At 67.3% G+C, this 25,077-nt stretch carries 18 protein-coding genes and 1 pseudogene; 11 read left to right on the top strand and 8 right to left on the bottom strand.

The annotated features are described in order from the left end of the window. Positions 1–3: 3 nt before the first annotated feature. Positions 4–741 (bottom strand): haloacid dehalogenase type II, encoded by a 738-nt coding sequence (locus BGI51_RS13375; RefSeq protein WP_187978643.1) that lies wholly within the window; start codon positions 739–741, stop codon positions 4–6. Positions 742–974: 233 nt separating this feature from the next. On the opposite strand from BGI51_RS13375, the gene BGI51_RS13370 reads away from it, so the two are divergent. The 4 genes from BGI51_RS13370 (at position 975) to BGI51_RS13355 (ending at position 6,635) form a co-directional block, all read left to right on the top strand. Beyond that, the gene (locus BGI51_RS13370) at positions 975–2,732 is read left to right on the top strand and encodes a putative bifunctional diguanylate cyclase/phosphodiesterase (protein WP_252977075.1); all 1,758 of its coding nucleotides are present in this window, start codon (positions 975–977) and stop codon (positions 2,730–2,732) included. An 83-nt stretch (positions 2,733–2,815) separates the two neighbouring features. Further along, positions 2,816–4,069: a sensor domain-containing phosphodiesterase gene (locus BGI51_RS13365; protein WP_187978642.1), complete on the top strand. Its 1,254-nt coding sequence runs from the start codon at positions 2,816–2,818 to the stop codon at positions 4,067–4,069. A gap of 121 nt (positions 4,070–4,190) precedes the next feature. Further along, complete coding sequence (locus tag BGI51_RS13360; protein ID WP_187978641.1) at positions 4,191–5,438, top strand: GGDEF domain-containing response regulator; 1,248 nt, start codon at positions 4,191–4,193, stop codon at positions 5,436–5,438. A gap of 117 nt (positions 5,439–5,555) precedes the next feature. Continuing rightward, the gene (locus BGI51_RS13355; RefSeq protein ID WP_187978640.1) at positions 5,556–6,635 is read left to right on the top strand and encodes an SMP-30/gluconolactonase/LRE family protein; all 1,080 of its coding nucleotides are present in this window, start codon (positions 5,556–5,558) and stop codon (positions 6,633–6,635) included. Between the two features lie 3 nt (positions 6,636–6,638). On the opposite strand, the gene BGI51_RS13350 is transcribed toward BGI51_RS13355, so the two are convergent. Next, positions 6,639–6,992, bottom strand: coding sequence for a hypothetical protein (locus BGI51_RS13350; RefSeq protein WP_133859912.1), 354 nt, complete (start codon positions 6,990–6,992; stop codon positions 6,639–6,641). A gap of 139 nt (positions 6,993–7,131) precedes the next feature. Next, on the bottom strand, positions 7,132–8,235 hold the full coding sequence (locus tag BGI51_RS13345) for a DUF1615 domain-containing protein (protein ID WP_290127629.1): 1,104 nt from the start codon (positions 8,233–8,235) through the stop codon (positions 7,132–7,134). A 221-nt stretch (positions 8,236–8,456) separates the two neighbouring features. Here BGI51_RS13345 and BGI51_RS13340 point away from each other — a divergent pair. Then, positions 8,457–9,667, top strand: a pseudogene (locus BGI51_RS13340) (YeeE/YedE family protein). Here BGI51_RS13340 and BGI51_RS13335 read toward each other — a convergent pair. Both BGI51_RS13335 and BGI51_RS13330 read right to left on the bottom strand, forming a co-directional pair. Continuing rightward, a complete protein-coding gene (locus BGI51_RS13335) occupies positions 9,664–10,935 on the bottom strand; it encodes a hypothetical protein (protein WP_187978639.1) in 1,272 nt (423 codons plus the stop codon). The pseudogene BGI51_RS13340 and the gene BGI51_RS13335 overlap by 4 nt on opposite strands. Before the next feature lie 37 nt (positions 10,936–10,972). After that, on the bottom strand, positions 10,973–12,550 hold the full coding sequence (locus BGI51_RS13330; protein ID WP_187978638.1) for a hypothetical protein: 1,578 nt from the start codon (positions 12,548–12,550) through the stop codon (positions 10,973–10,975). 576 nt (positions 12,551–13,126) lie between these two features. Between BGI51_RS13330 and BGI51_RS13325 the strand changes: the two genes are divergently transcribed. The 5 genes from BGI51_RS13325 (at position 13,127) to BGI51_RS13305 (ending at position 18,321) form a co-directional block, all read left to right on the top strand. Then, positions 13,127–15,271, top strand: a complete 2,145-nt coding sequence (locus tag BGI51_RS13325) for a polysaccharide biosynthesis tyrosine autokinase (RefSeq protein ID WP_187978637.1) — start codon at positions 13,127–13,129, stop codon at positions 15,269–15,271. Between the two features lie 114 nt (positions 15,272–15,385). After that, positions 15,386–16,612, top strand: coding sequence for a SpoIIE family protein phosphatase (locus BGI51_RS13320; RefSeq protein ID WP_187978636.1), 1,227 nt, complete (start codon positions 15,386–15,388; stop codon positions 16,610–16,612). A gap of 5 nt (positions 16,613–16,617) precedes the next feature. Beyond that, positions 16,618–17,181 (top strand): SiaB family protein kinase, encoded by a 564-nt coding sequence (locus tag BGI51_RS13315; protein WP_187978635.1) that lies wholly within the window; start codon positions 16,618–16,620, stop codon positions 17,179–17,181. A 19-nt stretch (positions 17,182–17,200) separates the two neighbouring features. Next, positions 17,201–17,590, top strand: a complete 390-nt coding sequence (locus BGI51_RS13310) for a DUF1987 domain-containing protein (protein WP_133859919.1) — start codon at positions 17,201–17,203, stop codon at positions 17,588–17,590. Beyond that, positions 17,587–18,321, top strand: coding sequence for a GGDEF domain-containing protein (locus BGI51_RS13305; protein WP_187978634.1), 735 nt, complete (start codon positions 17,587–17,589; stop codon positions 18,319–18,321). The genes BGI51_RS13310 and BGI51_RS13305 overlap by 4 nt, the downstream gene beginning before the upstream one ends. A 90-nt stretch (positions 18,322–18,411) precedes the next feature. On the opposite strand, the gene BGI51_RS13300 is transcribed toward BGI51_RS13305, so the two are convergent. Then, complete coding sequence (locus BGI51_RS13300; RefSeq protein ID WP_187978633.1) at positions 18,412–20,046, bottom strand: glucan biosynthesis protein D; 1,635 nt, start codon at positions 20,044–20,046, stop codon at positions 18,412–18,414. A gap of 229 nt (positions 20,047–20,275) precedes the next feature. Here BGI51_RS13300 and BGI51_RS13295 point away from each other — a divergent pair, with 229 nt between their 5' ends. Next, a complete protein-coding gene (locus BGI51_RS13295; RefSeq protein WP_133859922.1) occupies positions 20,276–20,659 on the top strand; it encodes a glyoxalase superfamily protein in 384 nt (127 codons plus the stop codon). A gap of 316 nt (positions 20,660–20,975) precedes the next feature. Here the strand turns inward: BGI51_RS13295 and BGI51_RS13290 are convergent, their stop codons facing one another. Next, positions 20,976–23,249 carry an ATP-dependent DNA helicase gene (locus BGI51_RS13290; RefSeq protein WP_187978632.1) on the bottom strand — a complete coding sequence of 758 codons (2,274 nt, stop codon included), beginning with the start codon at positions 23,247–23,249 and terminating at the stop codon, positions 20,976–20,978. Next, on the bottom strand, positions 23,246–24,907 hold the full coding sequence (locus tag BGI51_RS13285; protein ID WP_187978631.1) for a VRR-NUC domain-containing protein: 1,662 nt from the start codon (positions 24,905–24,907) through the stop codon (positions 23,246–23,248). Before BGI51_RS13285 ends, BGI51_RS13290 begins: the two co-directional genes overlap by 4 nt. Positions 24,908–25,077 lie beyond the last annotated feature (170 nt).

The following is a 25,077-nucleotide window of genomic DNA, read 5'->3' as shown; positions in this document are numbered from 1 at the left end:
CTCTCACTGTCTTGAAAACCCGGCACCCGCCGGTGATGGCGCGGACGTTAGCACGCCGGGCCGCTGGCTGCGGCCCTCGTGCGCCAGAATGCGCGCCACTGCCTCTTGCAGGGTGCCGGCGGTCACCGCGGGCGGCGCAAGGGGGTTGGCCACCTGCTCGGCCTGCCGCTGCAACAGGGCACCTTTGAAACCGGCCGCCTGGGCGCCGGCGATGTCCCAGGCATGGACGGCGACCAGCCACAGCTGTTCGGCCGGCTGATCCAGGCTGACGGCGGCCTGGCGATAGGCCGCCGTGGCGGGTTTGCTGGCACCGGCGTCTTCGGCCGAGAGGATGCCGGCGAAGGCGTCGCTCAGGTCGGCGTAGGCCAGCTGCGCCTGGGTGGCGGCGCGCGCGTTGTTGGAAAAGGCGATGCAACGCACCCCCTGCGCCCGGGCGAAATCGAGCCCGGCTCGGACATCGGCGTGGGCGGGCAGCGCCTGCAGGGCCTTGGCCACACGCTGTCTGTCAGCGGCCGTCAGCGTCCGTCCGAGTCGTGCGCCGATCATCTCCAGCGCCGCCTGGCCCTGGGCCTCGAAGGGCGCGTGCCGGCCACAGAGCTCGGCGGTCATGGCGTTCTGCAGGGTCTGGGCGAACCACAGCGTGCGGCTCCGGGGGTCACCGAACAGCTCGGTGAACAGGCCATCCAGCGCGGACAGGTCGAGCACGGTTTCGTTGATGTCGAACAGGCAGGTCAGGGTCATGGTCGCTACTCGGCAGGGATACCTCTTCGACCAGGGCTCGCACCCGACGTGCAGCCGCGCTAAGGTTCCAGACTGGCAGGCGAGACGAAACGGCTAAAGTCTTACGATTTTTTGCCGATACCTCCACAGACCTGCCTCTCGTTTGCTGCACCCGCCTGGCTCGGGTGGCGGCAGTTCTTCCAGGATGTGCTTGTTGCTCGCACAAGGCTCATCGACATTCCCGAGATAGCCTGATGGCCGATTCACTGAAGTACGAAGATGACCGCCTCAACGCCCTGCACGCCCTGGAGCTGCTGGATTCGGCGCCGGCGGAGGAATTTGATCGACTCTGCGAGCTGGTCGCCAGCAGCTTCAATGTGCCGACCGCGCTGATCAGTCTGGTGGACCGCGACCGTCAGTGGTTCAAGGCCCGCGTTGGCTTCGACCTGGCGCAGATGCCCATCGAGGATGCCTTCTGCGCCCACACCATCCGGGCCGAGAATGGCCGGATGGAGATCAACGATGCCTGCTGCGATACCCGCTTCAGCCATAACCCCCTGGTGGTCCGCGCACCCCATGTGCGCTTCTATGCCGGCTCGACCCTGGTCACCGAGGGCGGTTATGCGATCGGCAGTCTGTGCATCCTCGACAGCCAGCCGCGCGAACTGACGGTCGCGGAACGCAAGCGCCTGGACGATTTCGCCGCCCAGGTGATGAGGCTCATCGCCCTGCGCCAGCACCTGCGCCGTCGCGATCCGGTCAGCGGCCTGCCCAATCGTCAGCAGTTCCAGGCCGATGTCGCTCAGTTGGCCGAATTCCAGCCCGACGAGGGGCGCCTGCTGGTGCTGGTGGATCCGCTGGAGACCCACTGGAAGGAGCAGCTGATCCTGGCCCAGGGCATGTGGCCCTTCGAGACCTTCCTGCGCAGCCTGGCCCTGCGCCTGTGCGACGCCCTGAAGGACCGGGCCAAGGTCTATCACGTGGACACCAAGAGATTTGCCTTCCTGCTGCCGGAGGACTGCGATTATCCGCCGCTGCTCGATGCGCTCATCGCCCAGTTGCGGATGCCGGTCCAGGCCGACCGCATTCCCATCGATCCACCGGTCAAGGCCGGTGTGGTGCCCTTCCTGCTCGACTCGGGCGAAGTCCGTGACCTGCTGCGCAAGGCCATGGTGGCGGTCGATCAGGCTACGCTGAGCAGTCGTCACTGGGTCGTCTACGAGCGTCCGCAGGACGAGGCCTTCCAGCGCATCTTCCAGCTGGTCCGGCAGATTCCCGAGTCCCTGGAGCGCGGCGACTTCAGCCTGGCCTTCCAGCCACGCCTGGCCCTGCCCGGACGCCGACTGCGCAGCGCCGAAGCCCTGTTACGCTGGACCCACCCGCAACTCGGCCCCATCGCGCCCGGCGACTTCATTCCGGCGATAGAGAAGACCGCCCTGATCCACAGCGTCACCCGCTGGGTGATCCGTACCGCCGTCAGCCAGCTGGCGCACTGGGACAATCGCTATCAGGGGCGACTGTCGCTCAACCTGTCGCCACGGGATTTCGACGAGGGCGACCTGGTCGAACTGCTGCGCGAGACCTGCCGGCGCGAGGGCGTCGATCCCCGCCGGCTGGAGGTGGAGATCACCGAAGGCGAATGGCTCAGACGCAATCCGGAGGCCATCGCCCAGCTGCATGCCCTGCGCGAGCTGGGTGTGGAGATCGCCATCGACGACTTCGGCAGCGGCTACAGCAACTTCGCCTATCTCTACGAATTGCCGGTCACCAGCGTCAAGCTCGACCGCTCGCTGATCCACGACCTGCCCCAGGATCCGCGCAAGCAGGAGGTGGTCAGGGCGCTGCTGGCGCTGATCGGCAAACTCGGCTATCGCAGCGTTGCCGAGGGGATAGAGACGCCAGAGGTATTGGCCTTCCTGCAGGAAGCCGGCTGCGACGAGGTTCAGGGCTATCTGCTGGCCCGCCCCATGGCCCTGCCCGCCTTCGAGGCCTGGTACGCCGAACAGGGTTAAGCCGAACGGATGAGGTCATTTGACTGACAAATTCATTCCAGGCTCTACACTGGTTCAGGTCGCAGTTTCCCGGGAGTGAGGACATGAGGGAATCAGGTACCGAGTTGTTGGACGTGGTTGGCCTGGATACCGGCAACCTGAGCAGCCAGGGCTGCATCGACAAGGTGCTGCACGCGCTGCGTACCCATCTGAACATGGACGTGGCCTTCCTGGCCGAATTTCGCCAGCAGGACCGGGTCTTTCGCAATGTCGATGCCGTGCCCGATGCGCCGATCAAGGCCGGCGATGCCCTGCCGCTCAGCCAGGGCTATTGCCAGCAGGTGGTCACCGGCCATCTCCCCGAACTCATCCCCGACACCCGGGCCGTCGGCGCCACCCGGCTGATTCCGGAGACCCGCGCCGTGCCCATCGGCGCGCACCTGAGCGTGCCCGTGCGACTCAACGACGGCGAGCTCTATGGCACCTTCTGCTGCTTCAAGTACCAGCCCGATCCAACCCTCAGTCCCCGAGACCTGGAACTGGTGCGGACCTTCGCCGAGCTGGTGGCCGATCGCCTCAGCCTGGACGTCTCCAGCCGCCGCGGCCAGGTGGAGATGCGCGAGCGCATCCAGGGGGCGGTGGCCGCCCACCAACCCAGCATCGTCTACCAGCCGATCTATCATCTCGCCGATCTGCGTATCGCTGGCTGGGAATCCCTGTCGCGCTTCCATTGCCCGCCGCAGCGCAGTCCGGATCTGTGGTTTTCCGAGGCCACGGCGGTGGGCCTGGGCGACGAACTCGAAGAAAGCGCCATGCGCTATGCACTGCAAGGGTTGCAGAGCCTGCCGGACGATACCTACCTGACCATGAACTGTTCACCGCAGACCATCCTGGCCGGCCGCCTGCCCGCGCTGCTGGCGGGCAATCCGCCGGGCCGGCTGGTGCTGGAAATCACCGAGCACGCCGAGGTCGACGACTACGCCGCCCTCCATGCCCAGCTGCAACCGCTACGGGCCCAGGGCGTGCGCCTGGCCATCGACGATGCCGGCGCCGGCTATTCGAGCCTGAGGCACATCCTCAGGCTGCGGCCGGACATGATCAAGCTGGACATGAGTCTGGTCCGTGACATCGACAGCGACGCCGAACGCCGGGCGCTGGCTTCGGCGATCATTGCCTTCGCCCGCGAGACCCGCAAGGAGGTGATCGCCGAGGGCGTGGAAACCCTCGCCGAACTGGCGACGCTCAAGGCACTGCAGGTGGACAAGGTACAGGGCAACCTGCTGAGCCGTCCGCTGCCGCGCGACGACGCCCTGCGCCTGCCCCGGCAGCGCCCCCTGGAAGGCCTGCCGGACAGCTGAAACGCCAAGGATCGGCGACCATTCAAGTCGCCGATCCTTTGGCCGATACGCCTAGGCGAATGATCGCTTCATCTGACGCCAGGCCGGCTCTCGGCCGATCCTTGTCCTGCAGGAGTTACCGGTGCGCTCCATCCTGGTCATCGAAGACAGCCCCATGGTCCTCAAGATTCTGGCGCACCTCTTTCGTCAGCAGCGCGATTTCGAGCCGGTATTCTGTGCCACCCTGGCCGAAGCCGAGCTGATGCTGGAAACCTCGGCCAATCTGTTCTTTGCCGCCCTGGTGGACCTCAACCTGCCCGATGCGCCCAATGGCGAAAGCGTCGATCTGGTGCTGCGCTATCGCCTGCCCTGCATCGTTCTCAGCGGCTCCTACGACGAACGCCGGCGCGATGATCTGCTGACCAAGGGCGTGGTCGACTACGTGCTCAAGGAAAGCCAGTACTCCTACGAATTCGCCTTCCGGCTGCTGCGCCGGCTGGACAGCAACACCGCGGTCAAGATCCTCATCGCCGAGGACTCCGACGCCACCCGCAACTACATCCGCCACGTGCTGACGCCACACCGCTACCAGCTGCTGGACGCCTGCGACGGCAACGAGGCCCTGCGCCTGCTGCAGGAGCAGCCGGACATCGATCTGCTGGTGGTGGACCACAGCATGCCCGGCCTCAGCGGCTTCGAACTGGTGCAGCTGCTGCGGCAGAAGCTGCGCCGCCACGACCTCAGCATCATCGGCCTGTCGGCCGACGAAAAGGGCTCGCTCAGCGCCAAGTTCATCAAGCAGGGCGCCGACGATTTCCTGCGCAAGCCCTTCTGCCCCGAGGAGCTCAACTGCCGGGTGGTCTCGACCCTGGAGCGGCGGGACCTCATGCGCGCCCTCACCCATGCCGCCCAGTACGATTCCCTTACCGGACTGCGCAACAGGCGCGCCTTCCAGGATCAGGCCCAGGAGCTGTTCCGCCAGGCCGAACGCGAGGGCCACTCGCTGAGCGTGGCCATGCTCGACCTGGATCACTTCAAGCGCATCAACGACGAGCACGGCCACGCCAGCGGTGACAGCGCCCTGGTGGTCTTTGCCCAGGCACTGGCTCGCACCCTGCCCCAGGACCTGACCGGCCGCCTCGGCGGCGAGGAATTCGCCCTGGTCAGCCGCCTGCCCCCGGAGCAGCTGCTGCAGGCGCTGGACCTGCTGCGCCGCTACTGCCACGCCCAGACCTATGCCCCCGGCGCCCCGCCACTGTCGTTCAGCGCTGGGGTCTTCAGTGGCCTCGCCAATGACCTCGAAGGCTTTCTGCACGAAGCCGACCGGCGCCTCTATCAGGCCAAGCGCCAGGGCCGTGGCCGTACCTGCCTGGTGCTGGACGCCGAGTAGCGCGGATCCCGGGTTGGCGCCCTGCGTCACAAGACATATGATGTCAGACGATTGGTCTGCTGCCGCAGGTCGATCCGCATAGCCTCGTCTGAACAATAACAATCAAGGACCTGCACCATGCATGACTCTTCCCCGGGGCTCGCCCGGCCGCTGTCGCGTCGTCGTCTGCTTCAGGGCGGCCTCATCTGCAGCGCGGCCCTCGCGCTACCCACCCTCGCCCGCGCCGCCGAACCCCTGAGCCAACGCTATCCCGATCCGCTGATCGAGATCCTCGACGACCGCTTCCTGGAATTGCGGCTGTTCAACGCCAGCGTCGAGCGCCTGGCCACCGGTCTGCGCTGGGCCGAAGGGCCGGTATGGATCGGCGACGGCAACTACCTGCTGATGAGCGACATCCCCAACAACCGCATCGTGCGCTGGGATGAGGTCAGCGGCCGGCTGGACACCTATCGCGCCCAGTCGAATTTCGCCAACGGCCTGACCCGCGACCGCCAGGGTCGGCTGATCGCCTGTGAAGGCTCGACCACCCACGGTCTCGGCCGGCGGGTCACCCGCACCGAGCACGACGGGCGCCTGACGGTGCTGGCCGATAACTTCGAAGGCAAGCCCTTCAACTCGCCCAACGACGTGGTGGTCAAGGGTGACGGCTCCATCTGGTTCAGCGATCCGCCGTTCCAGGCCAACAGCGACTACGAGGGCCATCGGGTCAAGACCGAGCAGCCCGACGGGGTCTATCGCATCGACGGCGAGAGTCTGGCGGTGACCCGGGTGATCGGCGATCTCAACGGTCCCAACGGCCTGACCTTCTCGCCGGACGAGAAGCTGCTCTATGTGGTCGAGGGCCGCGCCAAGCCCAATCGCCTGGTGTGGGCCTATACGGTCAAGGACGACGGCAGCCTGGGCGAGCGCCGCAAGCACATCGAGGCGCTGGAATACGGCGCCCTGGATGGCATCAAGTGCGACGTGGCGGGCAATCTCTGGTGCGGCTGGGGCAGCAGTGGCGCGCCGGCGGCCAAGCCCGAAGCCCTCGATGGCGTGCGGGTGTTCGATCCCAGCGGCAAGGCGCTGGGCCACATCCACCTGCCGGAACGCTGCCCCAACCTGTGCTTTGGCGGCCCGGAAGGCAACCGGCTGTTCATGGCCGGCTCCCACTCGCTCTACAGCCTCTACGTCAACATCCGCGGTGCCGGCCTCTAGCGGCTAGCGGGACTCCGGCGGCGATTGCTCGACCAGGACGTTCAGGGAGTCGAGCACGCTGTCCAGGGCGTAGGCCGCTTCGAAGCGCGCCAGATTCTGGGTGAGATCGGCCAGGCTGGTGGTGATCCCCAGCCAGTTGCCCAGGCCGATCTGGCGCGCCGCTTCCGGCAGCGAGCAGCCGCCATCGCGGCGCTCCAGCCAGGCCAGCACCAGTTCCGGCGGGGTATCGGCTTCGAGGCCCAGGGTGCGCAGCAGGCGCAGGGCCTTGGCCTGTTCGCGGGGCGGCAGCCGATGGCGGGCCGTGGGGGTGGGCTGGTCGACGATCAGCGTCAACCGGGAGCCGGGGATATCGGTCATCTGGACCTCTAGGGACTACACCAGAACCGCACGGCGCGAGGCCGCTTCATCTCCCCATGGTAGGCGAATAGTCTGGCCAATTGCCATCCCCGGGCCCGACCCTCGTCACCTGGAAAACGCCGTTCGGCCCCCTGCCCGCTCAGCGCGAGGCACGGCCCCGGCAGCGCTGCCAACGTTCCTCCACCCGCTGGGCGAACCAGGCGGTGGTCAGGGTCCGGGTGATTTTGGGGCTTTCCAGGGTGATGCCCGGCAGCATGGCGCGCGGCAGGCTGCGACCGGTCTTGCGCTCGGCCAGGGCATAGACCTTGGCATAGAGATCGGTCTTGGCGAAGTCCTCGGACTCACCCGCTTCCAGGTCATGGCGGATGGCGATGTCGCTCATGCCCAGGGCCGGCGCCAGGCGATTGACCGCGCGCTCGGTCTCGCCCTGGGTGCGCGAGCCGGGCACCACCAGATCGCCATCCAGCGCCAGCTTCAGCCCCGTGGCCCGGCTCACCGCGCTCTGGAAGGCGGCATTGCGACTGGCGTACCAGCCGGCGTTGAAATCGGCGAAGCGATACAGCGGCGTGGAATAGTCCGCCGGATAGCCGAGCAGGTGCGCGGTGCCGAAATAGAGACCACCCCGGCGGCTGAACACCTCGTGGCGGATGGACCCGTCGCGGTCATAGGGATAGCCGCGGGCATGGGCCTCGGCGAAGTCGATGCTGACCTGCATGGGTCCGCCGGTGCGTACCGGATTGAAGCGCCCGAACAGCTGGCCGCCCAGGGGCACCATGACGATGAAGTCCTCGAAGATCAGACTCAGCTCGCGCTCGGTACGGGCACTGTCCAGGCGCTGGGCGTAGGTCTTGCCGCTGGGCGACTTGAGGTTGAGCGCGGTGCGCACCAGCAGTTGGGGGACATAGGCCCGCGCCGCGCGTCTATCGATCTCCTCCCGGGCGATCCGCCCCAGCCCCGGCACCGGCGGATCGGCCTGGTAGGTGGATTCCTGCTCCGCCACCGCCAGCACCGCGCAGAGGTTGTCCGTCGAGGGCTCGAGACCCTGGGCGCTGAAGGCGGTCTGGATATCGCTGGCCCAGCCCTGCCGATCCGCCACGCTGGCGGGCAACAGCCGCAGCAACTCGGCGCGCACCTCGGCCGGCGAGCGCGTGGGCCCCTGGGAGGTCGGCGTCAGGCTGCAACCGGCCAGGACCAGTGCAGCGACGAGGGCAGTCCAGCCGCGCAGCCGCGACAGGGTGGGCAAAGCGGAAGCGGACAGGGCGACAGCAGCGGACACGGTAACTCCGGAAGATTCCTTTGGCCGCTTTGACCACAACGCCGAGCAAATGGCTGTAATGCCCGGCCAATAACCTCTGGTTATATCGATGTAACCTTTTCATTCAACCAGCAGCAGATGTCCGCTGGGATTCCCGAACAAGTCCCACTAAAATAGTCGGACTTTAGTTCGAAGCTACCGGAACCATGATGCAGCAGACCTCTACGCTCTCCTCTCCTCGCCTGCCCTGGGCAGCCCTGTGGGCGACCTGCCTGCTGGCCGTGGGCATGGTCTTTCTCAACCAGGCCGTGGGCGGTCGTCAGGCCCTGCTGCTACTGCTCGGCGGCGCCCTGGGCCTGACCCTCTACCACGCCGCCTTTGGCTTCACCTCGGCCTGGCGGGTGTTCATCCTCGACCGTCGCGGTGCCGGCCTGCGCGCTCAGATGGTGATGCTGGCCCTGGCGGTGCTGCTGTTCTTTCCCGCCCTCGGCGCCGGCAGTCTGTTCGGCGAGGCGGTGCGCGGCAATGTCTCGCCGCTGTCCACCTCGGTGGTGATCGGCGCCTTCCTGTTCGGCATCGGCATGCAACTGGGCGGTGGCTGCGCCTCCGGCACCCTGTTCACCGCCGGCGGCGGCAATGCGCGGATGCTGGTGACCCTGCTGTTCTTCGTCATCGGTTCGCTGATCGCCACCCAGCACCTGGGCTGGTGGTTCGCCCTGCCCAGCCTGCCGCCCACCTCCCTGGTGACCAGCCTGGGCGTGCTGCCCGGCATCCTGGTCAGCCTGGCGGCCTTCGCCCTGATCGCCTGGATCTCGGTGGTGCTGGAGCGCCGTCGCCACGGCAGACTGGAAGCCACGGTCCCCGGCGAACACCAGGGCGCGGCACGCCTGCTGCGCGGCAACTGGCCGCTGGTCTGGGGCGCCATCGCCCTGGCGATACTGAACTTCGTCACCCTGGCCCTGGCCGGTCGCCCCTGGGGCGTCACCTCGGCCTTCGCGCTCTGGGGCGCCAAGGGTGCCGGTCTGCTCGGGCTGGACGTCTCCGCCTGGGCCTTCTGGCAGCAACCGGCCAATGCGCGGGCGCTGGCCGAGCCCTTCTGGTTCGACGTCACCAGCGTGATGAACCTTGGCATCATGCTGGGCGCCCTGGCCGCCGCGGGCCTCGCCGGGCGCTTCGCCCCAGCCTGCGCATCCCCGCGCGGTCACTGGTGGCGGCGGTGCTCGGCGGCCTGCTGCTGGGCTACGGCGCGCGGCTGGCCTATGGCTGCAACATCGGCGCCTACTTCAGCGGCATCGCCTCGGGCAGCCTGCATGGCTGGCTGTGGCTGGTGGCCGCCTTCTTCGGCAACAGCCTGGGCGTGCGCCTGCGCCCCTTCTTCTTTCCCGGCGAACGCCGCGTCGAACGCCTGACCGGCTGCTAGACCGGCAAGACCTGGCGACCGGGCGGCAGCGCCCCCGGTCGCTCCGGCAGGCTCACCACCCCGTACTGGGGCGCGCCGTGGTAGGTCTTCAGCGCCTGCATGACAAAGAGCAGGGCCGCGGTGCCCTGGTATTCGAACAGTCCCTGCAGCGGCCAGATGGTCATGAAGGCGAGAAACACCGCCAGGGTGAATTCCAGGTCGCGGCTCAGCTTGCGCGCCACCAGGTAGTGGACCGCCAGGCCGATGGGAATCACCAGGATCGACAGGAAGCCGAAGCGGAACACGGTGCCGAAGATGCCGACATCGGAGAGGAAGAAGTAGTCGCCGAAGATCGGCTTGAAGCCATCGTTCCACATCAGGCTGAGGCTGCCGCTGGGCAAGCCGTTGTACAGCTGCAGGTGGTTGATGATCTGGGAAATGGTGGTTTCCCGGACGTTGTCGGTGGGGCCTTCCTGCACCGAGCGCGCATAGAAATCCAGGTTGAAGCCGAGGGTTTCCAGCAGGTGTGGATAGAGGATCAGCGGCGCGATGATGATGGCGCCGAACAGCGCCGGTCCGACCAGGCGCGCGCGCAGGGCGAGGATGGTGAACACCAGGCAGACCACGATCAGCTGGCGGGTCTGCAACACCACCACGATGGTCGCCAGGAAGAACAGCGCCAGCAGGCCGTGCCTCAGCTTGGGCCGCAACTGCCCGTCGATGAAGGAACGCCCGCGACCGGCGAAGTAGATGCAGATGAAGTAGCCGAAGAAGATGGCGCCCGCCCCCGTGGAGGCCCGTCCGGGGCGGCTGAGGTCCTTCACCTCGTCGCGCAGGTCCGGCAGCATCTTGAAGTAGGACAGCCAGCACAGCAGTGCCGAGAGCAGTCCGACCAGGATGATCAGATTCTCGAACTGCACGGCATTCAGTCGCTTGGCCAGGTACAGGACCAGGAAGGCGCTGAAGCAGTAGAGCACGCGCCGCTCCTCGATGAGGCCGTAGACCAGCGGCTGGCCCCAGAACAGCTGGGCGAACACCGCCGGCAGGCCGACGAACATCGCCGTGGAAAACAGGCAGAAGCCCATCAGCAGCCGGTAGTCGCGCTGCGGCCGATGCCAGGTGCTCAGGGTGAAGAGCGCGAAGAAACCCAGGCAGATCGCCAGGTACAGCTCGCCCACGTAGCGGATGCCCACCGGGTTGGTCGGGCTCTGTTCGAAGACGCCGAACTGCAGGACCATCAGGCCACCCAGGGCCAGAAAACTCAGTCGATTGATCAGCGTACCCGGCATGCCCGGTTTCCTCGCAGCGTGTTCATGGATAAGGCGTTCATTGCAGGCGCCAGTCACCCTCGACCTTGGCGTAGGTCAGCTGGCGGCCGTCCGCCAGACTCAGGCGGGCGCGGGTGTATTCCGGCAGGTCGACGCGGAATTCCCGGCCTTCCAGATAGAGCCCGCCGCAGGCGCCCGGCTCGCCGTGGTAGTCCAGCGGCTGGCGCTGCAATTCGTGGATGCTGCGGTGGAACAGCAGGTTGGCGTAGCCGCGCACCGTCATGTCGGTGGCGATGAGGGTGCAATCCAGCGCGACCTGGCCTTTCACCAGACTCACCAGCGCCTGGTTCTGCCGGTCGATGGCGCCCCAGCCGGCATAGCCGGCGAGGTCCTGGCGATAGGTCTGGCCGTTCTGCAGGGCCGCGGCCACCAGCACCACGGCGAGCACCGCACGCCCTGGGGTCTTCAGCGCCAGGAAGGCCAGGCCGAGCAGCAGCGCGGCGGGAAAGATGAACTTGAGGCGATCGAAGGAAAATTGGGTGGCGTGCTGCAGCAGCAGCAGATTCTCCAGCAGCGGCACGCTGGCGGCGACCAGCAGCAGCGCGGTGCTGCGCGGCCAGTTCAGCGACTTGCGCTTCCAGAGCAGCACCCCCAGGGCGATGGCCACCGCGGCCAGGAACAGGCCGAAGGACAGCCCGTAGCCGGTGAAGAAGTCGGTCAGGTGGGCATTGTTCGGGCTGCGGGCGAGAAAGCGTCGGGCAAAGGCCTTGAGCGTCGGCAACAGACCCGCCGCCAGGCTGTAGTGCAACAGCACCAGCAGGCCAGCCAGCGCCGTGGCGAAGGCCAGGCGCCAGGCCATCCGCCGGCCTTCCGGCAGGTGCCGGTGCTGCAGCCAGAACAGCGCGACCAGTCCACCGCCAAAGACGTAGCCGGTCCATTCGGTCAGGGCGCCGAAGCAGACCAGGCCGGCCAGCAGCCAGCCCAGGCGGTTGCGCTGGCCAGCCGGCGCCCGCAGGTAGTGGAAGAAGGTCAGCAGACTGGCCAGCAGCAGCACCTGGTAGAAACTCTGCACCCAGTAGAGCAGGCCCTGGGAGAGCAGCGCCTCGCGGCTGAAGATCGCGATCAGGCAGCCCAGCACCGCGCTCGTGGCGGCCAGGCCGCGGCTGGCGCCATGGCTGCGCAGCACCAGGTAGAGCAGGCGAAACAGCAATAGCGCGGTCAGGGCGCCAAGGGCGGCGTTGAACAGCGCGAGGCTGTGCAGCGAAGGCGTCAGACCCGCGGCCTTGAGACCGAAATAGGGCGCGAGGAAGCCGTAGCTGCTGAAGCTGGTGTAGACATAGTCGCCGCTGTGGGTGGGAATGGTCGCGCCCCAGGACACCTGCTTGTCGTGACTGCCACCCAGGGTCACCGTGGGCAACCACCAGTGCCGGGCCACGCCGGACTCGTCCAGGGCATTGAGGCTGAGCAGGACGTGATAGCTGGCTTCGAGATTCTGCGCCCCGGTGCCGTCGCGGAAATCCGGCAGGCGCCACAGCAGGGCCAGCAATAACAGCAGGCCGACCGCCAGACCGCCCAGCCAGAACGGCCACCGTCCCACCCGGACCCCGGGATGGGTAACGTCAGATACCACGCTCATTGTCCTGTCTCCTGACAGCCATGCAGTCGAGAACGCCGTCCAGGGCAGTGAAGAACCAGGCGCCATCTTCCGCAGGCCTGGTACAGCCGGTGCAAGACCGCCCACGCAGGCCAAGCGGCGCATGGGCGGGTAACCGGGCTTCAACCGCTGACTACATTCAAGAAGCCGTCAGGAACACGCCGTTGCCGGAAGGCAGCGGCGTTTGCATCTGATACCCGGGTGCGCCCGCCAGCCTCGGCAGGGCACCAGCGGCTCCGGAAAACCCGGCGCAAGCCAGGGCTTGTCGTCCGGAGACACGACAGGTCGCGAAGAAGACTGCCTTAGCACCTTGAGACTGCCAAGCGGGCATCTGTCACGTTCTGCATGGAGTGTCACATTTTTGGCTTTTGCTTTCGCTTAGAGTCGACGCAGCACTCCAGCCGACAAGGTGCGGATCCCTGATCCAGCGCCTGGTGTTCCAAGCTGTGCCCTGCCTGGCGTGACGATTTCGCCCCCGGTTCGCCGCGCGGTGTCTCCTCGACAGCGCGCGGCCGCGACGGCTGTCCTCCTCCGTACCTGCCCAAGGCCCGCTCCTGCATGGACCAGTCGCATCACTCGCTACCCGCTGCCACCCAGGCGGCGGACATCGGCTTCGCCCGCTACTGCGCCGCCCTCTGGCGCCATCGCCGCAGCCTGCTCGTCTGCATTGCCCTCTGCACCCTGCTGGGCGTGGCCTATACCCAGCTGGCCGCGCCGCGCTATCAGGCGGTGGCGACGGTGCAGATCGAATACCAGCGCGGCATCGTGCGTCTGGACGAATCCGACAATGGCCGGCCCATGCCACCGCCGGAAGCCGTCACCGAAATGCAGCTGCTCACCTCGCGGCGGGTGGTCGGCGAGGTCGTGGACGCCGAGGGCCTGGACCTGAGCGTCACCCCGCGGCGCCTGCCGCTGCTGGGCGACTGGCTGGCCCGGCGTCACGAGCGAGCCGGTGGGGCCGTCGCCCCGCCGCTGTTCGGCCTCAAGCAGTTCGGCTGGGGCGGCGAGCAGCTGACCATCGCCAGCCTGAGCGTGCCCGATGCCCTCTATGGCCAGCCACTCACCCTCACCGCCGAGGCCCCGGATCGCTTCCTGCTGAGCGATGCCCAGGGCAAGCGGCTGCTGGAGGGTCGGCTGGGCGAGCCGGCCAGCGCCGGCGAGCTGCGCCTGGACATCGCCCAGCTGCACGCCTATCCGGGCACCGAATTCATCCTGGTCAAGCAGCGTCGTGGCGTGACCATCCAGGCGCTGCAGGAACGGCTCATGGTCAGCGAGCGCGGCAAGCGCTCGGGCATCCTCTCGATCCAGCTGCAGGACACCGATCCGCTCAGGGCGCAACGCATCCTGCGCGGCATCACCGAGGCCTATGTGCGCCAGGACGTGACCCGCAACGCCGATGAATCCACCCAGCAGCTGGCCTTCCTGCGCCAGGAACTGCCGCAGGTGAACCAGCGCCTGACTGCAGGTCGCCAGGCCCTGGACCGCTACCAGCGGCAACGGGGCTCCATCGCCATCGGCGCGGAGGGACGCAGCCTGCTGAGCCAGGCGGTGGAGCTCGACGCCCAGCTATCGGCCCTGGAAATGGAGCGCCTGGGCCTGGCCCTGCGCTTCACTCCCACCCATCCGCTCTACCAGGGCCTGCTGGCGCGCCGCCAGGTGCTCAACGGCGAGCGTCAGGCCCTGCAGCAGCGCCTGGCCAAGTTGCCGCAGACCCAGCAGGAGGTGCTGCGCCTGCAGCGCGACGTGGAGGCGGCGGACAAGGTCTATGCACTGATCAGCAAGCGCATCCAGGAATTGTCGGTGGTGCGCGCCGGCACGGTGAGCGATGTGCGCATCATCGACAGCGCCTACACCCAGATCGCCCCGGTCTATCCCAAGAAGCCCCTGCTGATCCTCAGCGCCCTGCTCTTCGGCTGCCTGGCCGGCGCCGCCTGGGTCTATCTGCGCGCCAGTCTCGAGCGCGGCATCGAAGACGCCGAGGGCCTGGAAGACCTCGGCCTGCCGGTGCTGGCGCAACTGCCGCTGGCGCCGAGTCGCCAGGTCGGCGGGCCACTGCAGACCTCGCTCGACAGCGGCTACCAGGAAGCCCTGCGGATCCTGCGGACCAGCCTGGCCTTCGCCCGCACCGAGGCGCGCAACGATCTGCTGCTGATCACCAGTGCCAGCCCTGCCGCCGGCAAGTCGTCGGTGGCCGTGCAACTGGCGCGGGTATTGGCCGAAGGCGGAATGCGGGTGCTGCTGGTGGATGCCGACCTGCGGCGCGGGCGCCTGCACCGGCGCCTGCAGCTGGCCCGCCGCCCGGGCCTCGCCGAGGTGCTGGCGGGACTGGCGACGCCCGAGCAGGCGATCCAGCCCTCGGCGATACCCGGCCTGGACTGTCTGGTGGGGGGCATCCGCCCGCCGAATCCGGCCGAATTGCTGATGAGTGCGCGCTGTACCGAACTGCTGCGCGGTCTGCAGCAGGACTACGAGCTGGTCATCCTCGACACCCCGCCGGTGCTGGCGGTGACCGATGCCGTGCTGCTGGCCGCCCAGGCTGGCACCTGCCTGCTGGTGTCGCGCTACGGTTGCAACACGGCCAAGGAAATCGAGGCGACCCAGCGCCAGTTCGCCCACAGCGGTCTGCAGCTGCAGGGTGCGGTGCTCAACGCCGTGCCACCCCCGCCCTTCACCCGCGCCGCCCTGGGCATCCTGACCGGCTGACGCCATCCCCCTGACCGGGCGCCACTCCGTGCTGGCGCCTGGCCAGCTTCTGTCATCAAAGCTCAATACGGAGCCCCTAGGCTGCATCGACCTTCCGAGAACGGATTCGTATCGATGTCGTCCGCTCCCCTGTCCTCCTCGCGTACCTCTTCCCGTCCCAGCCAGGGCTGCGCCCTCGACCTCTGCACCCAGTGGCCCGCGGTCGAGGCCGAGCACACCAACGCCATGGTCATGGAGCTGTTCAACGAGCGCCGCGAGATCACCAGTCTCGCGGTGATCGAGCACGACCGGCCGATCGGGCTGATCAACCGCGACATCTTTCTCTCGCAGATGAGCAAGCCGTATCACCGCGAAGTCTACGATCGCAAGAGCTGCATCGCCTTCATGGACAAGGAGCCGCTGGTGGTGGACGCCGCCCTGTCCATCGAGGAGCTGACCCGGCGCACCGTCGAGGTGGGCGAAAAGGCCCTGGCCGACGGCTTCATCGTCACCCGCGAGGGTCGCTTCGTCGGACTCGGCCTGGGTGTGCAGCTGATGCGCATGGTCGCGGACCTGCAGGCCGAGAAGAATCGCCAGATCATGCACAGCATCGAGTATGCCAGCGTCATTCAGCGCGCCATGCTGCGCAGCTCGCGCGAGGCCCTGGCGGTGATGGAGCAGGACGCCACCCTGGTCTGGCAGCCGCGCGACGTGGTCGGCGGCGACTTCTATCACTTCGCCCAGCACGAGGACGGCTGGTTCGGCGCCATCGCCGACTGCACCGGCCACGGCGTGCCCGGCGCCTTCATGACCCTGATCGCCTCGGCGTCCCTGACCCAGGCCCTGCAACAGCTGGGACCGCGCGATCCCTCGGCGCTGCTGGCGGCGATCAACGGCAGCGTCAAGGCGATGCTGGGACAGTCCGGCGGCATCTCCGAATCCAACGACGGCCTGGACCTGGCCTGTTTCTGGGTGGATAGACACAGCCACAGCCTGACCTACGCCGGCGCCCGCATGCCCCTCCACCTCCTGGCACCCGACGCCGCGGAGGTCCTGACCCTGGCGCCGCTGCGCCTGGGCATCGGCTACGCCGACAGCCCGCTCGACCAGTGCTGGCCGGCCACCACCCTGCCGCTGCAACCGGGCAGCCTGCTGTTCGCCACCACCGATGGCCTGATCGACCAGATCGGCGGTCCGCGGCGCACCTCCTTCGGCAAGCGCCGCGCCCTGGCCCGGCTGAGCGAGTCGCGCACGGCGCCCACCGCGGCCTTCTGTGCACAGCTCAGCGCGGACCTCGCCCGCTGGCAGGGCGACGAACTGCGTCGCGATGACCTCACCTTTCTCTGCATCCGCGTGGCCTGACCGACATGACCGCTTCCTTTCCCACGAACGGCGCCTTTCTCGAAATTGCCCAGCAGCAGCACGTGATCTTCTATCACCGCGGCTATTTCTCCCATGGCATCGTCGCCGCCATGGCCGAGGTGGTGAAGCTGCAACTGGAATTCGAAGGGATCAGCAGCGCCACCCGGCGCAAGCTGTTCTCCTCGTTCATCGAATTGTCACAGAACGTCCTGCACTATTCCGCCGATGCCCTGCCCCCGGACGCCCTGGCGGACGCCAAGCTGGGTCAGGGTTCGGTCTGTATCACCCGCCAGGACGGCAACTACCAGATGCTCTGTGCCAACCCCATCGTCAGCGACAAGGTCGACGCCCTGCGCGCACGGCTCGAGCCGCTGTGCAGCATGTCCCTGGAGCAGATCAAGCAGGCCTATCGCGAATCCCTGCGCGCCGAGACCCCGGCCGACAGCAAGGGCGCCGGCCTCGGCTTCCTGACCATGGCGCGCGATGCCAGCGCACCCCTGGAATTCGCCTTCCATCCCTCCACGCAGACGCCGGGCACCACCCTGTTCTGCCTGAAAGCCATCATCTGACATGGGACTCCGACCTCGTATGGACACCGTGTTCATCGCGCCCACCGCCACCTCTCCGGAAGTGGACTTCCGTTTCGCCGAGGCGGAGCTCTGGCTTAAGGGCGAATCCTTTCCGGAAAACGCCGCGGCCTTCTACCTGCCGGTGATCGAGTCGCTGCGGGCCTATCTCGACCAGTGCCAGGACGCCAACATCCGGGTGCACGTAGCCCTGGCCTACTTCAACAGCTCCAGCACCAAGATGCTGTTCACCCTGTTCGACGCCCTGGACCAGGCGGCCCAGGCCGGCAACCAGGTGGAGTTGCACTGGTACTACGATGCCGAGGACGAGACCATCCAGGAATTCGGCGAAGAGCTGCGACTGGACTTCCAGGCGCTGACGTTCGTCGAGCATCCCGAGCTACCGGCATGACCGCCAGCGTCAGGCGCTGCAGCCCGGTTGAAGCGGGTCCCGACCTGTTCGAGCAGGAAGCCGGGGTGCTGCAGGCGGCGCGCGCCCTCTATGTGGCCGACGACGCCGATGCCGAACGCTACCGCGCCGCCCTGGGCGACCTGACGCTGCATTTCGAACGCCTGATGCGCGAGACCCGCCGGCTGATTGCCCGCAGCGATCGCGCCGAACGCGAGATGAACGCCCTTAACCAGCAGTTGCAGACCCTCAGCCAGCAGCTGGAATACCGCGCCACCCACGACGCCCTCACCGGGATGCTCAATCGCGGCGCGGTGATCGACCAGGCCGGCCAGGCGCTGCGACAGCGGGGCGGCGCCATGATCGTGCTGGACATCGATCACTTCAAACGCATCAACGACGACTTCGGCCATCCCGCCGGCGATCGAGTGATCCAGGCCATCGCCCGCTGCCTGCAGGAGCTGGTCCAGGCGCCGGCCATCGTCGGTCGGGTGGGCGGCGAGGAATTCACCGTGCTGCTGCCGACCCTGGCACGGGACGAGGCCCTGGCCATGACCGAATGCCTGCGCCTGCGCATCGCCCGGGAGACGACCGGCACGGCGCCGGTGACGGCCAGCTTCGGCCTCAGCATCAACCAGCCGGGCACCGACTTCGAGCTCGCCTACGGCCTGGCCGATGCGGCCCTCTACCGGGCCAAGCGCGCAGGGCGCAACCAGGTGGTACTGGCCGACTGATCACCGCGACCTGTCAGGCTTTGCGCCCTTGCTCCGGGCATAAAAAAGCCGCTGTGCCGGAGAGGCACAGCGGCTTTTCCCAGCCGTCGCTTAGGACTGCTTCCAGTCCGGATAACGGCGCTGGTCAGCGGCCGGCGGGAAGTACTGGTACAGCCAGGTTTCGCTCAGGGCGCGGTCCTGGGTGCGGATGAAGGCGCGCATCTGCACCGGATCGGCCTTGTCGCTGGTGGGGTACCAGTCGAAGATCACCCGGTAGCCGCCGATCTCGTCGATCTTGAGCACGTGGAAATCCTGCACCTTGCCGTCGGTGACGGTCACCACCGGCTCGATGCCGGTACCCTCGGGCAGGAAAGACAGGCCGCCGCCGTTGAAATCGATGGCGAAGCGCCGTGCCCAGACCTTGGGCCAGTGCTCACCGGGCGCCCAGCCCTCGGGGAAGCCGCCGATCCCGGAGCGGGTGGCATTGACCCGCGCCAGCGGCGTGCTTACCGGCGGCAGCGCACTCCAGTGCAGCTTGTAGCCATAGTGCAGCGACTTGCCGGCGGTGATGGTTTCGGCCGGCGCCCAGAAGGCCACGATGTTGTCCAGGGTCTCGCCGGTGGTGGGGATCTCCAGCAGCTGGATGGCACCCTCGCCCCAGGCGGAGGTGGGCTCGACCCACAGACTCGGCCGGCGATCGTAGCGGACCATGACGTCCTGGTAGCTCTCGAATTCGTGATCGGTCTGCACCAGGCCGAAGCCCTTGGGACTGTCGTCCTTGAAGGCGTTGAACTGCAGCTTGGGCGGATTGTTCAGCGGGCGGCAGATCCACTCGCCGTTGCCCTTCCACATGGCCAGGCGGTCGGAGTCGTGGATCTGCGGATGGTAGGTATTGCAGGTCTGGCGCTCGTGGGTGCCGCAGCCGAACATGCTGGTCATGGGCGCGATGCCCAGTTGCTTGATGTCGCGGCGGGCGTTGACGTTGGCGTCCACGTCCATCACCACCCGGTCGTTCAGGCAGTCGATGTCGAAGCGATAGGCCCCGGTGGCGCTGGGCGAATCCAGCAGCGCATAGACCACGAAACGGGTGCTGTTCTTGTTCGGGGTGACGAACCAGAACTTGGTGAAGTCGGGGAATTCCTCGGGCCGATCGGCATAGGTGTCGATGGCCAGGCCGCGGGCCGAGAGGCCGTACTGGCGGGTCTTGTCCACGGCGCGGAAGTAGCTGGCGCCGAGGAAGGAGACGATGTCGTACTGGGCCAGGTGCGGCGCCTTGAACAGCTTGAAGCCGGCAAAGCCCAGGTCGCCCTTGAGCTGGCTCTTGTCGACGCCGCTGTCGTTGTAGTTGAACAACTCGGGGCGGAAGTGGACTTCCTTGGCCTCGTTGGTCTTGGGGTCCACCGAATACATCCGTACCGGCGTCTTGAAGCCCATGCCGACATGGAAGAACTGTATGTCCAGCTGGCCCTTGAGGTCGTGCCAGAGCGAATGCTGGGCATCGTAGCCGATGGCATTGAACTGCTGGGGCGTCATGTTCGCCAGGGTGTCGGGCAGTTTCTGGGCGGTGGGCTGGTAGGCCTGGCCGGCCAGCTCCTTGGCGTGCTGCTTGAGCCAGTCGAAATCGAAGGCCTGGCCATCGCCATTGGCCGGATTGGCAAAGGCCTGGAGGGCGAACAGCCCGGTGGAGGGAATGCCGGTGTAGGCCGCCAGGGCCAGGGACGCTTTGAGCAGGTGTCTACGCTGCATGGATCAACCTTGGTCACAAAGGATGAAAGATTCGGTCCAGCCGAACCGCCAGAAAGGAAAAGAATGCACGATACCCGGATAGGTTCGCCATCGCACCGGTGAACTGCCGCCTAGCGCACGCTCTGGCCTGCCAGAGCGGTTACCAAAGCTTTCCGGATCACACTTCGGGTTGCCGGACGCGGTGGAATGGGCATCATCGACATTCCTCTCGCGCCCCTGGAGACCGCTCATGGCCAATGCCGCCATCACCTTCGGGCAACCCAGCCCCATCCTGCGCATCTTCGATGACGAAAAGGCGCGTGAATTCTACTGCCACTTCCTGGGTTTCCGCCTGGTCTGGGAGCATCGCTTCGAGCCGGGATTGCCGCTCTACGCCGAAGTCGAGCGCGCCGGCCTGCGCCTCCACCTGTCCGGTCACCACGGCGACGCCTGCCCGGGCTCGACGGTCTTCGTCCGAATGACCGGCATCCGCGCCTTCCAGGCCGAGTTGCTGGCCAGGAACTATGGCTTCGCCCGCCCGGGCATCGAGGCCTTGCCCTGGGGCCTGGTGATGGAGATCGCCGATCCCTTTGGCAACAGATTGAGGTTTTGCGAGGAGACGCCGGAGGCCTAAGCGACGGCTGTACGGTGATCGCGGCCATGGGCCGCTCCTACAGGCTCGATGATGGAGATGACCGCCTGCGTGGATGGCTCCCTCTCCCCTCGGGAGAGGGTTGGGGTGGGGCGCCCTCGCCACGAAGTCCCCAGTGGAAAAGGCTGCGCCGTTTTCCACGCTACGGCTCTACAACTGGTGCACCCCTATAACGGCTAAGGCAGTTGCTCCTACAGGCTCGATGTAATCGTAGGAGCGGCCCATGGCCGCGATCAACAAAACACCGGAGTGCCATAGGATCAGTTGCATCGGCGGGCGGCCATGACCACGGTAGCCTTCAAGCGGGCGCAGGTTCGCCCGTGGGCACCGCGCCCTCCTCCACCTGCCACCAGGTCGGCAGCAGCGCCCTGACCTCGGGCTGGGTGAATCGGTCATCAATGAGGTAGAGGCAGCCGCGGTCCTGCACGGTGCGGATCACCCGGCCGGCGGCCTGGATGACCTTTTGCAGGCCCGGATAGAGGTAGGCGTAGCGATAGCCGTCGCCGAAGCGCCGCTGCAGGCGCTGGCGCAGCTGTTCGTTGACCGGATTGAGCTGGGGCAGGCCCAGGGTGGCGACGAAGGCGCCGATCAGGCGGTCGCCGGGCAGGTCGATACCCTCGCCAAAGCTGCCACCGAGCACGGCGAAGCCGATGCCGCGGCCGTCGGCCTGGAAACGCTCGAGAAAGGCCTGGCGGGCGGCCTCGTCCATGCCGCGGAACTGGCGCCACTGGGGCACGTCGGGCGCCAGTTCGGCGAGGGCCTCGGCCACCTGGTCGAGGTAGTCGAAGCTGCTGAAGAAGGCCAGGTAGTTGCCTGGTCGCTGGCGATAGCGACTGGCGATCAGGGCGGCGATGGGTGCGCGGGAGGCGGCGCGGTCGGCGTAGCGGGTGGAGAGCCGCACCAGGCGCACCTCCAGCTGCTCGGCGGCGAAGGGCGAGGCGACATCGACCCAGGCACTGCCGGCCGGGACCCCGAGCAGGTCGCGGTGAAAATGCTGGGGAATCAGGGTGGCCGAGAACAGGGTGCAGCTGTGCGCCGCCGCCAGCCGCGGACCGACGAAGGGCGCCGGCACCAGGTTGCGCAGATTGAGTTGCGACTGCGCCTTGCCGCGGCCCTTGAGCAGGGTGACGTCGAACAGCGAGTGATCGCCAAAGGTCTCGCCCAGGCGCATGAACTGCAGCAGGTCGAAGAACAGCGTCTGCAGCTCCGGCGCCGGTGGCTGCCCGGATTCGCCGAAATGCTCGGTGAGCAGACCCACCACCCGTTGCAGGGCGGTCAGGAAGGCAGCGGGCAATTCCGCCTGCACCTGGTAGTCGACCTGCTGTTCCTTGTGCAGGCGATTCCATTCGCGATTGAGCGTCTGCAGGCCCTTGGCGATGGCCGGCGGCGCCACCGCCTTGCCCGCCGCCAGGCGACGCTGGTCGAGACTGGCGCTGTACATGCCACGGGCGCGGTCGAGCAGGTTGTGGGCTTCGTCCACCAGCACCCCGACCCGCCACTCCTGGGTCTGGGCCAGGGCATGGAGCATGGCGCTGCCGTCGAAATAGTAGTTGTAGTCGCCCACCACCACGTCGCTCCAGCGCGCCAGTTCCTGGGCCAGGTAGTAGGGGCAGACCTGATGGGCCAGGGCCGTCTCCCGCACCCGTGCCCGGGTCAGTTGCGTGGGTTCGGCCAGGGCCGCGGTGCGCGCGGCCGGCAGCCGGTCATAGAAGCCACGGGCCAGCGGACAGGACTCGCCATGGCAGGCCAGCTCCGGGTGCTCGCAGGCCTTGTCCCGCGCCACCAGCTCCAGCACCCGCACCGGCGCGTCCAGGGTATCGAGACCGTGCAGGGCCAGGGCGCGGCCAGGGGTCTTGGCGGCCAGGAAGAACAGCCGGTCCAGGTTCTGCCGCGGCATGGCCTTGAGCAGCGGGAACAGGGTGCCCACCGTCTTGCCGATGCCGGTGGGCGCCTGGGCCAGCAGGCAGCAGCCGACGCTGGCGGCCTTGTAGACGGCCTCCGCCAGGAGCCGCTGGCCGTGGCGAAAGTCGGGATGGGGAAAGGCCAGGGTCGCCAGCGCCGTATCGCGCGCGGCGCGATGGGCCAGTTCCTGGCGCGCCCAGGCGAGAAAGTGCGAACACTGCAGCTCGAAATGCGCGGCCAGGTCCGCGGCCGTCCACTGCTCGGTGAAGACGGTCTCGGCGCCCGTGCCGATATCGAAATAGACCAGCGCCAGGGTCAGCTCCGCCAGCGCGCGGCTCTGGCAGAGCAGATGCCCATAGACCTTGGCCTGGGCCCAGTGCAGGTGGCGATGGTTGCCCGGCTGGCGTTCCAGGCTGCCCCTGTGGGTCTTGATCTCCTCCAGGCGATTGGCAGCGGCATCGAAGCCGTCGGCGCGACCACGCACCTGCAGATCCTCGAAATCGCCCTGCAGGCTGACCTCGCACTCATAGCCGGGACCGCGCCGCGCCGCCACCCGCTGGTGGCCTTCGATGCCTTCCAGGGCGGTGGGCGACGGGGTGAACCTGAGATCCAGGTCGCCGGCCTTGGCGGTGAATTCGCAGAGGGCGCGAACGGCGATGCGATAGCTCATGCGGAGGTCGCGGCCACCTGCCACTGCACGTGGCAGACGCTGACCGGGATGTCATGGGCGGCGAAGAAGTCCAGCCAGCGGCGCTGGTTGTCCTGCAGGCGGTCGCCGGGGCCCTTGACCTCGATCATCCGGTAGCGGCCGTCCGCCGGCCAGAACTGGATCAGGTCGGGCAAGCCGGTACGATTGTTTTCCGGATCCTCCAGCAGCCGTTCGAAGCACAGCCGCAGGTGTCGCGCCGGCAGGCAGGCCAGGGCCTGGTCGAGCAGTTCGCTGCCGAGGATGCCCCAGGCGACGAAGGGCGAGGCCAGGCCGCGCTTGCTGGCGAAGCGTTCGCGGATCACCGCTGGATAGGAGCCGTCGTCCAGCCGCGCCAGGCAGGCGGCGAAGGCCTCGGCCCGTCGCTCGCGAAAGCCCGGCAGGCGCAGATCGGCGGGCTCGCGCTGATAGGGGTGGAAGAAGGCGCCGGGGATGGCGAGGAAGATGGCGTCCCAGCACAGCAGCCCGAACAGGCTGGTGAGCAGGGTGTTTTCCACATAGTGCACCGGCGCCTCGTCGCGGCCCAGGTGCTCGCGCACCAGCCACTCGACCCGGCGCAGGCCGTCGTTGACCAGTTCGAAATCGAGCCGCTCCACCGGACTGGCCGGGCGGCGCCTGTTGGGCGGCCCACCCTGCTTGCGCACCAGCCGCGGCAGGATGCGCGCCACCTGCTGGCGTTCGGCGTCATGGGCCGGCGCGGCGACGATGGCTTCCGCCAGTGCCTGGGCGGCGGACCAGTCCTCCAGCCGTTCGAGCATGCGCAGGGCGCGGATGCGCGATTCGGGATGCGCCGAGGCGGCGTAGAGCGCCTGCGCCTGGGCCAGTTCGCCGAGGCGTTCGTGGTGCTGCGCCAGTTCGTGGAGCAGCTTGCCGCGACGCAACTCCAGCCAGGTGTTGGCGAAGCGCTCGGCGGGCAGCAACGGCAGCAGCTCGGCGGCCGGCAGCCCGTCGCGCAGCGCCTGCCGGCAGCGCTGGATGTGCAGATAGGCATCCACCTCCTGGCGCTGACCGAAGGCGCGGGATTCGGCGCTGAAGGCCACCGTCTCGTATTGGAAGATTCCCAGGTCGGCCAGCACGAAGTCAGTCCAGTCCTGGTGCAGGTTGCCAAAGAACAGCAGACGCAGGCGATCGCAGAGATCCATCAGCGTCAGCCGCCAGACGCCCTCCTCCACCAGCTCGGGCACGGTGCCGGCCCAGCCGCTGAAGGCCAGGGGCGTGGCCTGTTCGGCTTCCAGGCGCGCCAGCCAGTCTTCCTTGCGGCCGGCCTTGGGCAGGCGGGCGCCGAAACAGCCGAGCAGTTCTTCCTTGCGCAGCAGGGCGAAGAGTTCGATCAGGTGCAATTCCGGATCGGCCAGCAGCCAGCCGAGCCCCACCAGGGGGGTCGCCGCGGCGCGGGGGCAGCCGATCTCGCCATAGACCAGCTTGCTGGCGCGGAACACCTCGCCCTTGCGCATCACCAGGCGCACCAGCAGGGCCCGCGAAGGCTGCGGCAGGTCGGCGAAGGCGGCGATGAAGGCCTGCTCGCGGTCGTCGAGCAGGTCGGGATAGCGCAGGGCGACCCAGTCCAGTACCCGCTGGAAGTTGTGCAGATAGTAGAAGGGATCTTCGAGCGGAGCTTTCATGCGAAACGGACGAATGAGGTGGCGGCTGGCTATTTATCCAGCCCCGACCGGAGCGGGCAACCCCGATGCGATATGCGGTCATGCCATCAGGATCTTGGCACTTCTTTCGGTTGAAGATCCCGACCACTAGTCATACGATGACTGACAAAGACCACCACAATGACAAATCC

Origin of the sequence: Pseudomonas oryzihabitans, assembly GCF_014522265.1 — a bacterium.
Taxonomy (GTDB): Bacteria; Pseudomonadota; Gammaproteobacteria; order Pseudomonadales; family Pseudomonadaceae; genus Chryseomonas; species Chryseomonas aestiva.
The sequence above is the reverse complement of the archived record's forward strand: the minus strand, read 5'-3'. Positions and strand labels throughout refer to the sequence as shown.

What these genes read in the sequence shown, in the direction of transcription:
- BGI51_RS13375 (WP_187978643.1), bottom strand. Translation starts at nt 741, where the DNA reads ATGACCCTGACCTGCCTGTTCGACATCAACGAAACCGTGCTCGACCTG.
- BGI51_RS13370 (WP_252977075.1), top strand. Translation starts at nt 975, where the DNA reads ATGGCCGATTCACTGAAGTACGAAGATGACCGCCTCAACGCCCTGCAC.
- BGI51_RS13365 (WP_187978642.1), top strand. Translation starts at nt 2,816, where the DNA reads ATGAGGGAATCAGGTACCGAGTTGTTGGACGTGGTTGGCCTGGATACC.
- BGI51_RS13355 (WP_187978640.1), top strand. Translation starts at nt 5,556, where the DNA reads ATGCATGACTCTTCCCCGGGGCTCGCCCGGCCGCTGTCGCGTCGTCGT.
- BGI51_RS13350 (WP_133859912.1), bottom strand. Translation starts at nt 6,992, where the DNA reads ATGACCGATATCCCCGGCTCCCGGTTGACGCTGATCGTCGACCAGCCC.
- BGI51_RS13335 (WP_187978639.1), bottom strand. Translation starts at nt 10,935, where the DNA reads ATGCCGGGTACGCTGATCAATCGACTGAGTTTTCTGGCCCTGGGTGGC.
- BGI51_RS13330 (WP_187978638.1), bottom strand. Translation starts at nt 12,550, where the DNA reads ATGAGCGTGGTATCTGACGTTACCCATCCCGGGGTCCGGGTGGGACGG.
- BGI51_RS13325 (WP_187978637.1), top strand. Translation starts at nt 13,127, where the DNA reads ATGGACCAGTCGCATCACTCGCTACCCGCTGCCACCCAGGCGGCGGAC.
- BGI51_RS13320 (WP_187978636.1), top strand. Translation starts at nt 15,386, where the DNA reads ATGTCGTCCGCTCCCCTGTCCTCCTCGCGTACCTCTTCCCGTCCCAGC.
- BGI51_RS13315 (WP_187978635.1), top strand. Translation starts at nt 16,618, where the DNA reads ATGACCGCTTCCTTTCCCACGAACGGCGCCTTTCTCGAAATTGCCCAG.
- BGI51_RS13310 (WP_133859919.1), top strand. Translation starts at nt 17,201, where the DNA reads ATGGACACCGTGTTCATCGCGCCCACCGCCACCTCTCCGGAAGTGGAC.
- BGI51_RS13305 (WP_187978634.1), top strand. Translation starts at nt 17,587, where the DNA reads ATGACCGCCAGCGTCAGGCGCTGCAGCCCGGTTGAAGCGGGTCCCGAC.
- BGI51_RS13300 (WP_187978633.1), bottom strand. Translation starts at nt 20,046, where the DNA reads ATGCAGCGTAGACACCTGCTCAAAGCGTCCCTGGCCCTGGCGGCCTAC.
- BGI51_RS13295 (WP_133859922.1), top strand. Translation starts at nt 20,276, where the DNA reads ATGGCCAATGCCGCCATCACCTTCGGGCAACCCAGCCCCATCCTGCGC.
- BGI51_RS13290 (WP_187978632.1), bottom strand. Translation starts at nt 23,249, where the DNA reads ATGAGCTATCGCATCGCCGTTCGCGCCCTCTGCGAATTCACCGCCAAG.
- BGI51_RS13285 (WP_187978631.1), bottom strand. Translation starts at nt 24,907, where the DNA reads ATGAAAGCTCCGCTCGAAGATCCCTTCTACTATCTGCACAACTTCCAG.